The sequence below is a fragment of the Streptomyces sp. NPDC014727 genome, from assembly GCF_043083485.1.
Taxonomy (GTDB): domain Bacteria; phylum Actinomycetota; class Actinomycetes; order Streptomycetales; family Streptomycetaceae; genus Streptomyces.
The window spans coordinates 22,766-36,701 of the sequence record NZ_JBIBYR010000017.1 but is presented as its reverse complement, the minus strand read 5'-3'; the positions used below and the strand labels follow the sequence as shown (position 1 = coordinate 36,701).

Sequence of the window (13,936 nt, the reverse complement as noted above, 5' to 3'; positions counted from 1 at the left end):
GCCGACGAGCGAGTCGGGTCAGTCGCCGCTCCACCAGCGCGAGACGGCGCGCCACAGCCTCGCGGGCGCGGTCCTGCCGCGCTGCTGCGGGATCCGGCCGACGGCGGACGGCTCGGCGAGGGTCCCCCGGGACTCCTCGGTGGTCGTCGCCATGGACATCGCGCCGGTCGTGGCGGGGACCGGGGCCGGACCGGGTGCGCGTCCGGGCGTGGGGGCGGTGTGCCGGACCGTCGACTGCACATCCCGGTCCTGACGCTGCGGGTTCGGCCTCCCCATGGACGGCGGTTCCTTGTCGTCCTGCGGCAGGCGCGCGGCGAAGTCCGCCGGGAGCTGCACCAGATGCCGGCTCATGATGTTTCCGATCCAGCTCAGTTCGCTCTCGTCGACGGCGAGTTCGAGGTCGGGCAGCCGCATCAGCAGGGCATCGACGCCGACGTCCGCGATGGCGCGTCCGATGTCCTGCCCGGGGCATTCATGGGGGCCGCCGCTGAAGGCGAGGTGGGCCCGGTTGCCCGCCATGTCGGCGCCCAGGTCGGGACGTACGACCGGATCGCTGTTGGCCGGCGCGATGCCCACGATCAGGGCGTCACCCGCCTTGATCTGCTTGCCCCCCAGTTCCGTGTCGCCGACCGCCCAGCGGCCGAAGACCGCGGTGAACGGCGGCTCGTCCCACAGCGTCTGCTCGACCGCCTCCGGCACCGTCATGTGGCCGCCGCTGAGCCTGGCCCGGAAGCGGGGGTCGGTGAGCACCATGCGCAGGACGTTGGCGATCAGGTTGGCGGTCGACTCGTAGGCGGCGATGAGGAGCAGCCTCAGATGCTCACTGACCTCCTGGTCGTTCAACGCCGCGGGGTGCTCGACGAGCCAGGTGGCGAAGTCGTCCGCCGGTTCGCGGCGGCGGCGGCGGACGAGTCGGGTCAGCGCTTCGAGGACATAGGCGTTGCTCGCGACGGCGGTCGCCGTGCCCCGGGTCATGTCGCGGGCGGCCTGGACCATCCGGTCGTTGTACTCCTCCGGCATGCCGAGGATCGCGCACATCACCATCATCGGCAGCCGCTCGGCGAACTGGCTGACCAGGTCGACGCGGCCTTCCTGGCAGAAGTCGTTGACGAGCCGGTTGCTGTAGCGGTTGACGTGGCGGCGCACCCCGCGGGTGTCGATGCGGGCCATGCTGTCGGTGACAGCGCCGCGCTGGCGTTCATGGGTGGCGCCGTCGGCGAAGGCACAGATCGGCTGCCAGGTGAAGATCGGTGCCAGGGGGTGGTCGGGGGCGACGGTGCCGTCCTGCAGGGCCCACCACCGCCGGGAGTCGCGGGAGAACTGCGAGGGGGTACGGGTCATGTGCAGGTTCTCGCTGTGCCCGAGGACCAGCCAGGCGGGTACGTCGCCGTGCAGCAGTACGGGAGCCACGGTGCCGTGCTCGGCACGCAGTTTGTCGTACAGCCCGTGGGGGTCGCGCTCGGCCTCCGGGCCGTAGAGGCGGCGCACGCCGCCGGGGCCGGTACCGAGACCGTGGGCCGGGCACTCGGGGGGTGGAACCGGCCCCCGGGCCGGTCCGGGCTCGTAGGGGAATGGGGTTGTCACGATCGCTCCAGGATGAGGATTCCAAGGACCAGACGGATGGGACGCGCGGGGGGTGTGTACTGCGGTCAGGCGAGCGGCAGGGCCAGACTGTGCAGATAGCGCATCAGGGTCATCAGTACGTCGCGGCTGGAGGCGCGCAGCCGGGCGTCGCAGTCGATCATCGGAACCTCTTCGGGGAGGTCCAGGGCGCTGCGGAGCGCCTCGACAGGGTGTTTCGGTGCGTCGGGAAAGGTGTTGACGGCGACGACGAACGGCACGCCGCGCTCCTCCAGCCGCCCGATGACGTCGAAGCTGACTTCGAGGCGGCGGGTGTCGATGAGGACCACCGCGCCGAGGGCGCCTTCGAACAGGCCGTTCCACAGGAACCAGAACCGCTCCTGGCCCGGAGTGCCGAACAGGTAGAGGATCAGTTCCTCACTGACGGAGATCCGGCCGAAGTCCATGGCGACGGTGGTGGCGGTCTTGCTCTCCACCCCGAAGTTGTCGTCCACGCCGACACCGGCCTGGGTCATGGTCTCTTCGGTGGTCAGCGGCCGGATCTCGCTGACGGATCCGACCATGGTCGTCTTGCCGACCCCGAAGCCACCGACGATCACGACCTTCACCGCGGCGGTCGCCGTGGTGGGCAGGACGTCCTCGCGCCGGGGGCCGGTGATCGTGTCAGAGTTTCTGAAGTCCATGCATCACCGCTTCGAGAAGGGACCTGTCCGGAAGAGTGGCGCGGGCGACGGGCGCGCGCGATTCGATGAGTTCGGTCGCGAGGAGCTCTGTGAGGAGCGACGTCACCACGCTGAAGGGCAGACCCAGGTACGCCGAGATCTCGGCGACGGATAACGGCGCCTGGCAGAGCCTCAGGATCACTGCCTGCTCGGGCTGGACCGTCGGCGACGGCTGCGCCTTCGCGACGACCATGGTCACCAGGTCGAGCGGCGCCCGCTCGCTGCCGTCGGGATCGCCGGTGATCACGTACAGCCGTTCCGGATCGTTCAGCGCCGGATCGGCTTCTCGGCGTTCTCGTCGGGGAGAATTCATCCGGCCTGCCCGTCGTGGCGGGGCGGACTCGTCAGATGGGCGCCGATCCTGACGACCATGTCCCGCATCCGTGACCCGACGAGCCCCGCGTCGACCGTCTCACCGGCCAGGACCGCGAGGTACGCGCCGGTTCCGGCGGCCATCAAGTAGAAGAACCCGCCGGTGACTTCGATGACGACCAGCCGCATGAGGCCGTCGCTGTACGGGATCTCGGAGGCGACGGCGGCGGCCAGGCTCTGCAGTCCGGCACAGGCAGCCGCGAGACGGTCGGCGACATCGGGGTCGCCGCCGTGCCGGGCGATGCGCAGACCGTCGGCGGAAAGCACCACGATCTGATGGATGTCCGGCACGTCGTCGGCCAGTTCCTTGAGCATCCAGTCCATGTTTCCCCGCTGCTGGATCACTTCAGGTCTCCCTTGTCCCACGCGTCATCAGAGTCTTCGTCCGTCTTCGGCTCCTGCGGCACCCCGTTGACGGCGTTGGTGAAGGCCTCCAGCCAGAGACCCGGGGGCTGCTCCCTTCCGCTGTCGTGCCCCTGGCCGTGGCCGGCGGGGTGGCCGTTGGTGTAGCCGTTGCGCTGTCCCGCGGCGGGGGCGGCGGGCTGTGCGGGAAGGTTGTGCGATCCCAAGGGTGCGCGGCCGCGGCTGCGGCGTTGCGGCAGCCCGCCCGCGGTCCACTCGGTCACCACGGGGACGTCGTCCTCCATGGCTGCCGCGGGGAGTACCGGCCGGGTGACGGGTGCGACCGGTCCGGTGGCGGGGCGCTCGGCCACGGGGCGGGGCTTGCGGCGTGCGGGCACGACGTGCTTCATCGCCTCCTGGTCGATGTCGCTGGTGGGCCTCGACGTGGCACCGATGCCGTGGGCGATGCCGGGAGCGGGTCCGGTGGTGATCATGGCGCGGGGCACGATGAGTACGGCACGGACGCCGCCGTACGCGGACTGCCGCAACGAGACTTGGAGGTCGTACATCCGCGAGAGCCGTCCGACGACGGCCATGCCCAGACGTGGGGACTCGCCGAGGTCGTTCATGCTGGAGCCGGCCTGGGCCCTGGCCAGCATGTTCTCGGCCCGAGCGCGAGCCTCCTCGCTGAGCGAGACGCCGCCGTCCTCGATCTCGATGGCGATGCCGGTCTGCACCTCGACGGCGGTGACGTGCACCCGGGTCTGTGGCGGGGAGTAGCGCGTGGCGTTGTCGAGGAGTTCGGCGCAGGCGTGGATGAGCGGTTCGACGGCCGTGCCGATGATGGCGACCTTGGCGATCGAGTGCAGATCGACCCGCGGGTACTCCAGGATCCGCGACATGGCGCCGCGCAGGACGCTGAACAGCGGTACGGGCTTCGGCCACTGGCGACTGGGCCGGGCGCCGCCGAGTACCGCGATGGAGTCGGCGAGCCGGCCGATCAGCGCGGTGCCGTGGTCGATGCGGAGCAGGTCGTCGAAGACGTCGGGGTTGCGCCCGTGGTGCTCCTCCATCTCCCGCAGTTCGCTCGCCTGTCGGTGGACGATCGCCTGGACGCGCCGGGCGACGTTGACGAAGGCGCGCTGCGCGGAGTCACGCATCGCCTCTTCGTTGTCGATGATGTTCAGCACGGTGTAGACGAGGGTGCGCTGGGCGTCCGGCAGGTCGCGGTACATCTCGTCCGCGTCCACCACGTCCCGGAGCACCTCTTCGGGCGAATTGCCCACGCGCAGCCGGTGGATGGCGGCAGGCAGGAGCTCCTTGCTGATCCGCACGGTCTCGTCGTCGTGGGTGGCGATGCGCCGTTCCAGGTCGGCGAAGCGCCGTTCGTACACCGTGCGCTGGGTACGCAGGTCGCGTGCCCTGCGGGCGAGTTGAACGGTGAGTGCGACGACGACGACGGTGGCGAGGGCGCCGCACCAGACGACTGGTATCCGCGCGGCCGGGGAGACCAGTGCCACCGCGGCTGCGGTCGCTCCGCCCGTCAGCAGCATGGGCAGCAACATGGCCCGAACGACGGGGATTCCTCGTTCGATCGGCGGTGATTCAACACGAACCATCTAGAACCTCTGGCGGTTGATTCGGGAGGTATACGCGCGTACAAGACACTCTGGAACAAGCGCTCGAATTCATATCAACTCGACTGCGCTGCGCGTGAGCTTAGTCAGATCGAATCAGCGCTTCGGCACATTCACCCAACCCCCTGCGCGAGCGATCCCGCGGAGATACACTCACGAGTTTTTGCACGCACCGCCTCCAAGCGTGCACAAGGAGTAACGATCAAGGGGAATGGGTGACCCGGCCCCTCTGGTGTACCGCAGAGAGGTACACCACTACAGCCACCGAGAGCGGCACGCTTCGCCCCCGCTCACTCGAAGAGGGCCGTAGTCCAAGCAGAATCTGACAGGTCAGCACCGAGCGATACTTGTTCCACCCGGCAGAATGCCCCTCAGAACGGAACACGCGCACATGCGATCGAAGTGGATCGCAAGGCGCACATTCATGACTGAAGGGCGGGTGTACGGCAAGGTCGCGTCGGCGACGCGGCACTCCTCGCCGCCCCCGGTATCACCGCGGACCCCACCCATCGGGGCCGCTCACGGCGTCTTCGGCAGCCGCACGCGGTCCTGGCCAGCACCCTGGATCCGTTCCGTTGGTCCCCAACGTCGGGGCAGGATGGTGGTCACGGCGATATACAGGGAAGCAGGTGGAGTGATGCGGTCGGCGGGCCGGTTCGGCGCGTGCCTCGGGGGGATGGTGCTGGTAGCGGTCGCCGGTGTGTCCGGCTGCCAGAAGCAAGATGCCTCCCTTACCGAAGCGGAACGTTCGGGCATCGAGATCCGGTATGCGGCGCCGACGGACTCCGACCGGGACGACGCCGCCTTCCTGCGAAGGCGGAAGGTGGTGGAGGAGGCCGCGTCGGCGGTCACCGCTCTGGTCGAGGTGGACCGGCCGATATCCGTCGGCGTGGTCTCGTGTCACGGCGAAGGGTCCTCCTACGATCCTGAGCTCACCCACGTGGAGGTCTGCTACGACGAGGTCTCCGAAACCCGGGAGCTTTTCCGGCGGGCCGGGCCCCGGCGGGCGGACGACGACGTGACGGCCGTCATGCTGGAAACGCTGTTCCACGAGACGGCGCATGCCCTCGTGGACGTCTTCGACCTGCGCGTGCACGGCCGGGAAGAGGATTTCGCCGACCAGTTCGCCGCCCTGATGCTGCTGCGCAAGGGCGCCGCCGGCGAACAGCAATTGCTCGCGGCCGCCGAGGCCTGGCACTTGTCCGAGGTCACGAACGAGGATGTCGACGACGGGCCCGACGAGCACTCCTCGGACGGCCGGCGTGCGGTCAACCACCGCTGCTACGTCTACGGCGCCGCTTCCGGCCGCCACCGGGAGTTGGTGGGCCCTGACGCCCTGCCTGCCGAGCGGGCGAAGGGGTGCGCCAACGAATGGAACGCCGTACGCGCCTCGTGGACGACAGCACTCGCACCGCACCTGCGGGAGGGCCGAGCCCTCCGTGCGACCCCGATGCGGCCGCCTTGGTCGGTGTCCATGTAGTTGGACACCTCGCCGTCGGTCCACACCAGAGCCTTGATGTCCTTGCCGAAGTACGAGCTGTAGGACGTGTCATCAGTGGCTCCGCCGGTCTTGTATCCGCCGATCACGCCGACGACGTCACCGGTCTTGGTCGTCTCGTTGAAGTTCGCGATGAACGGACCACCGGAGGGGGCGACCATTCGGCAGGACGCGGGCCCCGGACGGTACGACGTGACGGTGCTGGTCCATTTCGGCTGCGGCAGGATCACGGGGTCCGTCGAGGTCAGCAACTGAACCCCGGCTCGCGTACGGGCAGCGGGGACGGGGCGGTTCCGCCGGAGGCGCCCCGGTCCCGGTTCAGTGCCGGGCGCCGCCGATACGGCCCTCCAGCTGCACCAGCAACTCGCTGAGCTGAGCGCTGAGTCGCGTGCGGGACTGCTCGTCGAGGCCGGACAGCACCGCGCGTTCGTACGCCAGCTGCCTCGGCAGCAGCCGGTCGACCAGCTCACGGCCCTCCTCGGTCAGGCGGACATGGGCGACACGACGGTCGCGGTCGTCGCTGCGGCGGTCGACCAGACCGCGTTCCTGAAGGACCCGCAGGCGCTTGGTGACGGCGGCACCGGAGGAGAAGGTCTCCCTGGCCAGCTCGCCGGGGGTGAGCTCGCGGTCGGTGCGGCGCACGGCACCGAGCAGGTCGAACTCGGCGCGGGTCAGGCCGGCGGCTCTCAGGGGCGCGTCCTCCGCCTGCTGGAGCAGGGCCGCGCAGCGGTTGATGCGGCCGATGAGTTCCATCGGGCCGGTGTCCAGTTCCGGGTTGACGGCCTGCCACTGCCGTACCACCGAGGCGACGATGTCGTCGGTCACACCGCTCCGTTCTCCTGGGCGGAGGCGATCAGCCCCTGCCGTTTCGCTGTCGCCGCGAGCGTACGGTGTCCGGCCTGCTCGGCCGCGAGGACCTGCTCCTGGGGCAGGGCGCGCTGCCACCATTCGCCCGCCGCGGTGTCATCGGCCTCGCGCAGCTCGACGAGTGATCCCGTCAGCCTGCGACGCGCGGCGTCGAGGGCGGCGGGGGTGGGGTGCGGTGCGGCGAGCGCGTGTACGGCGTGCGCGCGGGCCCGGTCGGTGGCGTCCAGGGCCTTTTCGAGGCGTCCGGCGGCCCGCCGGTTGGTGACCACCATGGCGGCGAGCATGCCCACCCCGGCACCGATGAGGGTGTCCAGGACGCGGTCACCGATGAGTTCACCGGCCGGATGGGTGCCGCCGAACTCCAGGACCAGCAGGGCCATCGGGGTAACCGCGATGGAGCCGAGCCAGTAGTTGCGGGTGATCAGGGCCTCGGCCGCGAAACCGAAGAAGAGACAGAAGCCGATCAGGGCCAGTGGCCCCGTACGGCTGACCGGGAGGACCGCGGCGAAGACGAGGACGCCGATCAGATTGCCCAGGGTGCGCTGGAGAGCCCGGTTCCAGGACAAGGTCACATTGGCCTGGTAGAGGGAGGCCGCGGTGACGATCGCCCAGTAGGGGCGGCCGACGCCGACTGCCTGGGAGGCGTATCCGGCCAGGGCGCAGCCGATGAGAGCGCGGGCGCCGATGGGCAGGAGCGGGGAGCCGGGGGCGAAGCCGCGCAGGAGTGCGCGGCGGCCGTCGCGACGGCTCACCGTGCGCCGGGCGGCCCGTTCGGCGTCGATGCCGAACAGCTCGTCGGACGTGCCCGGAGCGGGCGGCGGGGTGGGGACGGGGCCGCGGGCACGGGCCTGCCGGGCCCAGGCACGGAGCCGTTCGGGCTCGGCAGCGGCGGAGGCGGCCGAAGAGGTGCCGTGGGCGCCCCCGGCAAGGACGGCTTCGGCGTGGACGACGAGGCGTTCGAGCGCCGCCCGTGCGGGGGTGGGGCGCCCCGCGGCGAGCAGGGTCTGCCAGGCCGCGTGCACGGCGGCGACCGCGGCGTGCCGGGTGCGGTGACCGGGGGCGTCGGCGTAGGCCGCGGCCGCGTCGAGCGCGCGGGCCGTCGCCCGGCGCTCGGGGCCCTCCCTGCGGATCACCACGGGACCGACCGTGACCAGCCAGGAGATCACGCCCGCTGCCAGCGTCAGCGCGAGATGGCCGGGCACCTGGCCCAGGTGCTGCGGGGCGAAGAGCGCGGCCGAGGTGACGAACGTGAAGATCACCGGTCCGGGCGGGCCGATGCGGGTGGCGTCGCACAGCGTCTTCTGCCCTGCGGCGAGCAGGGCGCCCACCGCGATCAGAACGGCGGTCGAGCCGGTGAGCGAGGCCGCGACCAGGGATATCGCCATGCCGATGACCATGGAGACGACGACTCCGGCAACAGCTCGGGCACGGCGGACGTACGGCAGATTGTGGCCGTACAGCGCGCAGAGCGAACCGGCCATCGTGTACATCACGAGGTCCAGCCGGTCCATGGCGAACAGCACGAGATCCGGTATCGCGGTGGCGACGACGACGCTCAGTGCCGGCTTGAACCACATGTCCGAGGGCCGGGCGAGACGCAGCGGCGCTGCCAACGGGAGTCTGCGGACGGAGGGCTGCCTGGACAGGATGGTTGTATCACTCACTCAAACACTTTAGCAGGTATTACACCCGTAAAACAATTCCTCTCCGCCCGCCCCCTCGTCGCGGCACGGATGGCCGCCCCGGCCACGAGGACATAGCGTGCGACTGCACGAGGACGCACCGACCGACGGACAGACATGCGCCCACGTGACCCCGCGTCCACGGAGGAAACCGAATGAAGCTCACCCAACCGGTGCCCAGCGGTCCCTGCTGGATCGAGCTGAGCACCCCCGACATTCCGGCCGCCAAATCGTTCTACGCGGCGCTCTTCGGCTGGCGCTGCGAGACCGATCCGCGAGAGGAGGCGGGCGGCTACACCATGGCGCACCTAGGCGACGCTCGCGTGGCCGCACTCAGTCCGATCTACCAGCCGGGCCGGCCGCCCGCCTGGACGGTCTCGTTCGCCGCCCCGGACACGGACGCGACGGTCGAGAAGGTGAAGTCGGCAGGTGGCTCGCTCCTGGTCGGGCCGATGGACGTGTTCGACCAGGGCAGGTTCGCGGTGGTCGCGGATCCCTCGGGTGCGGTGTTCTCGCTGTGGCAGGGGCGCGCCTTCGCCGGTGTGGAGCGGCTGAACGAACCGGGCGCGCTCGGCTGGGTCGAACTCGTCACCCGCGAGGCCGATCCCGCGCTCGCTTTCTATCCCGCGGTCTTCGGGTGGACGGTGAACGCCGCGTCGGAGAGCTACACGCAGTGGGGCGTGGCGGGCGAGGACTTCGGCGGCATGCTGATCATGGACGAGAAGTTCCCGCCGGACGCGCCGCCGAACTGGCTGCCGTACTTCGCCGTGACGGACGTGGACGCGACGGCGGCCACCGCGCAGGGGGCGGGGGGCGAACTGCTGATGCCGCCGACGAGCATTCCGGACGGGCCGCGTATCGCGGTGGTACGTGATCCGCAGGGCGCGGTGTTCGGCATCCACCGGGCGACCGACGAGGGGTAAGTGTCACGGGACAGCCCTTGGTCAGTGCCGCTCGTCCGGATCACACCGATCGCGACACCCACGAGCCCGCGTGTCCAGCGTTTCGACAGCCGCCCTCGGGGGGACGGCGAACGGTCTTCCTGGAGTTCAGCTGATGCACGAGAGCGATGCCGGCCTGCTCGCCCCCGGGCGGGCAGGCTCCCCCGCCGAGACGGCCGGCGGCGACAGCGCCTTTCTGCAGGCGATGCTCGACGCCGAAGCCGCGCTGACCCGTGCCCAGTCGGACTGCGGGCTCGCCCCCGCCGAGGCCGGGCGGGCGGTGACCGCGTCGGCCGACGCACGCCGATTCGACGTACGGGACCTGGCGCTGCGCGCACGCGCGAGCGGTAATCCGGTCACCCCGTTGGTCTCCGACCTGGTCGCCCTCGTGGAACCGAACGCCCGGCCCTATGTCCACCGGGGCGCCAGCAGCCAGGACATCCTCGACACCGCCGCCATGCTGGTCGCCGCGCGGACCCTGGCCCCGGTGCTCGACGACCTGGTGCGGGCCGCGGACGCGGTGGCACGGCTCGCCGTCGCGCATCGCAGCACCCCGATGGCCGGCCGCACACTCACCCAGCACGCCGTGCCGACCACCTTCGGGCTGAAGGCAGCCGGCTGGCGGGCGCTCATCCTCGACGCACGGGACCGGTTGTCGGCCGTACGGGAGTCGCTGCCCGTACAACTCGGCGGCGCGGCGGGGACGCTGGCAGCCTTCAACGCCTTGCCCCCGGTCGACGAGGCCGACGAGGCCGACGACTCCGTCGCCGGCACCGACGGCGACCGCCGTGGGCTGGCCGTGCTCCAGGCGTTCGCGAACGAACTGGGTCTGGCCGAACCTCTGTTGCCGTGGCTCAGCCTGCGTACCCCGGTCGCCGACCTGGCGGGTGCGCTGGCCTTCACCGCGGGCGCGCTCGGCAAGCTGGCGGCCGATGTGCTCATTCTGTCCCGCACCGAGATCGGCGAGGTCACCGAGGGCCAGGGCGGCGGTTCGTCCACCATGCCGCAGAAGGCCAACCCGGTGCGCGCCACGCTGATCGCGGCGGCGGCCCGTCGCGCCCCCGGCCTGGCGGCGACGCTGTACGGCTCGCTCGCCGCCGGGGACGAGCGGCCGGCCGGGGCGTGGCACGCCGAGTGGGAGCCGCTGCGTGAACTGCTGCGGCTCGTCGGCGGGGCGGCGCGCGATGCCGCCGAACTCACCGAGGGACTGCGCGTCGTCCCGTACGCCATGCGGGAGAACCTCCAGCTCACGGACGGGCTGATCGTCTCGGAACGGCTCGCCGCCGTGTTCGCCGAGCGGATCGGTCGCAAGCGTGCCAAGGAGGTCCTGGTGAACGCGGCCGCTCGGGCTCGTGCGGAGACCACGGATCTGGCCGACGTACTCGCCGATGTGCTCGACGAGGAGCCCGAACTCTCCGGTCTCGATCTGTCCGAACTGACCGAGCCCGCCCGGTACACCGGCTGCGCGGGCCCCCTCACCGACCGTGCGCTGGACCGCGGATGACCTCACGCGCGGCCCGTGACGAGGTGACGCCGCGCCTTCGCCGCACGGGGTCCGGGCCGCTCGGGGACGGATGCGGAACGGGTCCGTTCGTCGGGCATCGTCGGCCCCGAGGTGGAGAAAGGGGCGGGCGGAGGTGCGAACGGCCTACCGCGACCGGGGTCACCCCGGGGCGCCGTCCCCGCGGATCCGGGCATGGACGTGCATATCGTGCCAGCCGTCGGCGTGCAGGTGGCCCCGGCGCCGGGTGCCCTCCAGGGCGAAGCCCGCTTTGGCCGCCACCCGGCAGGACGCCTCGTTCAGCACGGAGTGGTGGAGTTCGAGGCGCTCGAACCCGATCGCGTCGAAGGACCAGCGTGTCAGCGTCGAGAGGGCCCGGGGCGCGATGCCCCGTCCCCGGGCCGCCGGCAGCATCCAGTAGGCGCATTCGGCCTGACCGATGGCCGGTGTCAGTGAACGGAGCGAGATCCGGCCGAGCAGTTCCTCGGCACCGTCGGCCGTGCCCCCGGGGCGGACGACGGCCCAATGGGCCCCGGTCTCGCAGTACCAGGCGTTGCGCCACTGATCGATCCAGTCGCGTGCCTCGTCCTCGGTATCCGCGCGGCGCAGATGCCAGCGCTGGATGGCCGGGTCGGCGAAGGCGGCGAGAACGGTCGGCGCGTCCCCGTACCGCCACGGTCGCAGGAGCAGGTCTTCGGCGACGGGGAGAGCGGGTTGCACGGAGTCCGCGAGGCGCCCGGGAGGAATATGGGGCGGCACCAGGTACGGCATGGGCGCATCATCGCACGGTGCGGGGAGCCGCCCCGCGCTTGGTCGCGGCGTGCGAGTGCCGTCCACCGACCGGGGTGGCGCACTCCCCCGTCCGGCACCCTCCCACCCCTCATTGAAACTTCACACACCACGTACGATGGCGGGATGAACACGCCGAGCGAAGGGACGCGCCGACGACGGCAGGGCGCCCACGCGTCGGCCGTTCTCGGCTGGCTGTTCGTACTGCTGGCCATGGTCTCGTGCTGCTCGACGGAGGCCCTGGGCTCGGCGGTCCACGGCTCCGGCACACACGCCGCCGCCGGCGCCCTGGGCATGACACCGATCCATCCGGTGGCCGTTCAGTCCGTGATCGCCCATGCCCCGGACGACCGGGGCACGGGCAGTTCCTGCCACGGGACCTCCGAGCACGCGACACCGGTCGTACTGCCCGGCCAGAGCGCACCCGTGGCCCTTCCCCGCATGACGGCCACCGCCCCCGTCGCCCCGCTCACCGGCGCCGCCGCGATCCGCGGTCCGTCCAACGACGCCGTACGGGAAGTCGACCATCTCCGTCTGCAGGTTCAACGGATCTAGAGGCAGGGCCCGTTCCTCGGGACACCGAGGACGTACTCCCGCATGCCCTCGACCCCATCGATCACGTCGAACCGAAGGACTTCCATGGCTACCGCCAAGAAGCAGAACACCCCTGCCGCCGCGCGCCGCGCCAAACTGGAGGAGGCCCGCCGCAAGGAGCGGGCCCGCGAGCGGCGCAGCCGCGTCATCGTCCTCACCGCCTCCGTCGCCGTGGTGGCCGCACTGGTCGCAGGCGGTGGCTATCTCATGTCCGCCGCCGACAAGAAGGAAAAGGCCGACGTCGAGGCCAAGTCCTCGCCCGTGAGCGGCGAGCGGACCTGGGACAAGCTCTCGCAGAACCATGTCGACAAGAAGGTCGCCTATCCGATGAACCCGCCGGTCGGCGGCGATCACAATCCGGTGTGGATGAACTGCGACGCCGATGTCTACACCAAGGCGATACCGAAGGAGAACGCCGTGCACTCCCTTGAGCACGGCGCGGTCTGGGTCACGTACACGAGCAGGGCGAAGCCTGCCGACATCGAGAAGTTCGGTGAGCGGGTCAGGAGGACGCCCTACTCGCTGATGAGCCCGGTCGAGGACCAGGCCGCCCCGCTCATGCTCAGCGCGTGGGGCAAGCAGATGACGGTGACGAGTGCCACCGACCCACGCGTGGCGCAGTTCTTCACCACGTACGTGCAGGGGCCGCAGACCCCGGAGCCGGGCGCGGCCTGCACCGGCGGAGTCGCCCAGTGACGTCGGCGACCCGCTCCTCGCGCCCGATGGTGGCGGCGGGCGGGGTGGTGCTGCTGCTGGCCCTCGGCCTGGTCGCGCTGATGCTCGTACGGCCGTCCTCGTCCGCGGGCTCCGCCTCACCGGCGTCCGCCCCCTCGGACGCGTCGGTCGACGTCGGGTTCGCCCGGGACATGTCGATCCACCATCAGCAGGCGGTCGAGATGTCGTTCATCGTGCGGGACCGTACGTCCGACGTGGCGGTGCGCCGGCTCGCGTACGACATCATCAACACCCAGGCCAACCAGCGCGGCATGATGCTCGGCTGGCTGGAGATGTGGGGCCGGGCGAAGTCGTCCGCTGCTCCTCCCATGAAGTGGATGGGTCACAGCTTCACGCCCAGGGGTGACGGTTCACTGATGCCGGGCATGGCGACCGAGACCGAGCTCGACGCATTGCGGGCGGCGAAGGGCAGGGCCGCCGAGGTGCTGTATCTGAAGCTGATGACCACCCATCACCGCGCCGGTGCGCAGATGGCACAGGCGGCGGCCGACGCGGCCGGCACCGATGAGATCAGGAATCTGGCCGCGGGCATGGTCCGGGGCCAGCAGTCGGAGATCGGGCTGATGGCGGACATGCTCAAGGAGCGTGGTTCGACGGCCTGAGCATCCGACGTTCCGACGCCCCGTGCGGCCATGTGCGCTCACAAGGTCGGCGACGGCCCGTTCGCGGTGGTTT

Annotated in this window: 15 protein-coding genes; 7 read left to right on the top strand and 8 right to left on the bottom strand. The window is 70.8% G+C overall.

From position 1 onward, the window contains the following. Window positions 1-18: 18 nt before the first annotated feature. The 5 genes from ACF1B9_RS24975 to ACF1B9_RS24955 all read right to left on the bottom strand — a co-directional run bounded on the left by ACF1B9_RS24975 (window position 19) and on the right by ACF1B9_RS24955 (window position 4,636). Window positions 19-1,584 (bottom strand): cytochrome P450, encoded by a 1,566-nt coding sequence (locus ACF1B9_RS24975; protein ID WP_391744233.1) that lies wholly within the window; start codon window positions 1,582-1,584, stop codon window positions 19-21. A 65-nt stretch (window positions 1,585-1,649) separates the two neighbouring features. Beyond that, the gene (locus tag ACF1B9_RS24970; protein ID WP_351085927.1) at window positions 1,650-2,264 is read right to left on the bottom strand and encodes an ATP/GTP-binding protein; all 615 of its coding nucleotides are present in this window, start codon (window positions 2,262-2,264) and stop codon (window positions 1,650-1,652) included. Continuing rightward, window positions 2,245-2,616, bottom strand: a complete 372-nt coding sequence (locus ACF1B9_RS24965) for a DUF742 domain-containing protein (RefSeq protein ID WP_351085929.1) — start codon at window positions 2,614-2,616, stop codon at window positions 2,245-2,247. The genes ACF1B9_RS24970 and ACF1B9_RS24965 overlap by 20 nt, the downstream gene beginning before the upstream one ends. Further along, the gene (locus tag ACF1B9_RS24960) at window positions 2,613-3,020 is read right to left on the bottom strand and encodes a roadblock/LC7 domain-containing protein (protein WP_093896207.1); all 408 of its coding nucleotides are present in this window, start codon (window positions 3,018-3,020) and stop codon (window positions 2,613-2,615) included. Before ACF1B9_RS24960 ends, ACF1B9_RS24965 begins: the two co-directional genes overlap by 4 nt. Further along, window positions 3,017-4,636: an ATP-binding protein gene (locus tag ACF1B9_RS24955; RefSeq protein ID WP_391744236.1), complete on the bottom strand. Its 1,620-nt coding sequence runs from the start codon at window positions 4,634-4,636 to the stop codon at window positions 3,017-3,019. The genes ACF1B9_RS24960 and ACF1B9_RS24955 overlap by 4 nt, the downstream gene beginning before the upstream one ends. A gap of 694 nt (window positions 4,637-5,330) precedes the next feature. On the opposite strand from ACF1B9_RS24955, the gene ACF1B9_RS24950 reads away from it, so the two are divergent. Then, window positions 5,331-6,134: a DUF4344 domain-containing metallopeptidase gene (locus ACF1B9_RS24950; protein ID WP_391744238.1), complete on the top strand. Its 804-nt coding sequence runs from the start codon at window positions 5,331-5,333 to the stop codon at window positions 6,132-6,134. Window positions 6,135-6,284: 150 nt separating this feature from the next. Then, window positions 6,285-6,407: a hypothetical protein gene (locus ACF1B9_RS24945; protein ID WP_391744240.1), complete on the top strand. Its 123-nt coding sequence runs from the start codon at window positions 6,285-6,287 to the stop codon at window positions 6,405-6,407. A 63-nt stretch (window positions 6,408-6,470) separates the two neighbouring features. On the opposite strand, the gene ACF1B9_RS24940 is transcribed toward ACF1B9_RS24945, so the two are convergent. Next, entirely contained in the window at window positions 6,471-6,977 is a 507-nt protein-coding gene (locus ACF1B9_RS24940) for a MarR family transcriptional regulator (RefSeq protein WP_351085938.1), read from the bottom strand. Then, complete coding sequence (locus ACF1B9_RS24935; protein ID WP_391744242.1) at window positions 6,974-8,683, bottom strand: FUSC family protein; 1,710 nt, start codon at window positions 8,681-8,683, stop codon at window positions 6,974-6,976. The genes ACF1B9_RS24940 and ACF1B9_RS24935 overlap by 4 nt, the downstream gene beginning before the upstream one ends. Before the next feature lie 173 nt (window positions 8,684-8,856). Here ACF1B9_RS24935 and ACF1B9_RS24930 point away from each other — a divergent pair, with 173 nt between their 5' ends. Both ACF1B9_RS24930 and pcaB read left to right on the top strand, forming a co-directional pair. Further along, window positions 8,857-9,624, top strand: coding sequence for a VOC family protein (locus ACF1B9_RS24930; protein ID WP_391744244.1), 768 nt, complete (start codon window positions 8,857-8,859; stop codon window positions 9,622-9,624). A 133-nt stretch (window positions 9,625-9,757) separates the two neighbouring features. Beyond that, window positions 9,758-11,146, top strand: coding sequence for a 3-carboxy-cis,cis-muconate cycloisomerase (pcaB, locus tag ACF1B9_RS24925; protein ID WP_391744246.1), 1,389 nt, complete (start codon window positions 9,758-9,760; stop codon window positions 11,144-11,146). Between the two features lie 159 nt (window positions 11,147-11,305). Here the strand turns inward: pcaB and ACF1B9_RS24920 are convergent, their stop codons facing one another. Next, a complete protein-coding gene (locus ACF1B9_RS24920; RefSeq protein ID WP_391744248.1) occupies window positions 11,306-11,914 on the bottom strand; it encodes a GNAT family N-acetyltransferase in 609 nt (202 codons plus the stop codon). Window positions 11,915-12,058: 144 nt separating this feature from the next. Here ACF1B9_RS24920 and ACF1B9_RS24915 point away from each other — a divergent pair, with 144 nt between their 5' ends. From ACF1B9_RS24915 to ACF1B9_RS24905, 3 genes are all read left to right on the top strand, one after another. Next, window positions 12,059-12,487, top strand: coding sequence for a hypothetical protein (locus ACF1B9_RS24915; RefSeq protein ID WP_391744250.1), 429 nt, complete (start codon window positions 12,059-12,061; stop codon window positions 12,485-12,487). 84 nt (window positions 12,488-12,571) lie between these two features. Next, window positions 12,572-13,222: a DUF3105 domain-containing protein gene (locus ACF1B9_RS24910; RefSeq protein WP_391744252.1), complete on the top strand. Its 651-nt coding sequence runs from the start codon at window positions 12,572-12,574 to the stop codon at window positions 13,220-13,222. Next, on the top strand, window positions 13,219-13,863 hold the full coding sequence (locus ACF1B9_RS24905; RefSeq protein WP_391744254.1) for a DUF305 domain-containing protein: 645 nt from the start codon (window positions 13,219-13,221) through the stop codon (window positions 13,861-13,863). The genes ACF1B9_RS24910 and ACF1B9_RS24905 overlap by 4 nt, the downstream gene beginning before the upstream one ends. Window positions 13,864-13,936: the final 73 nt, after the last annotated feature.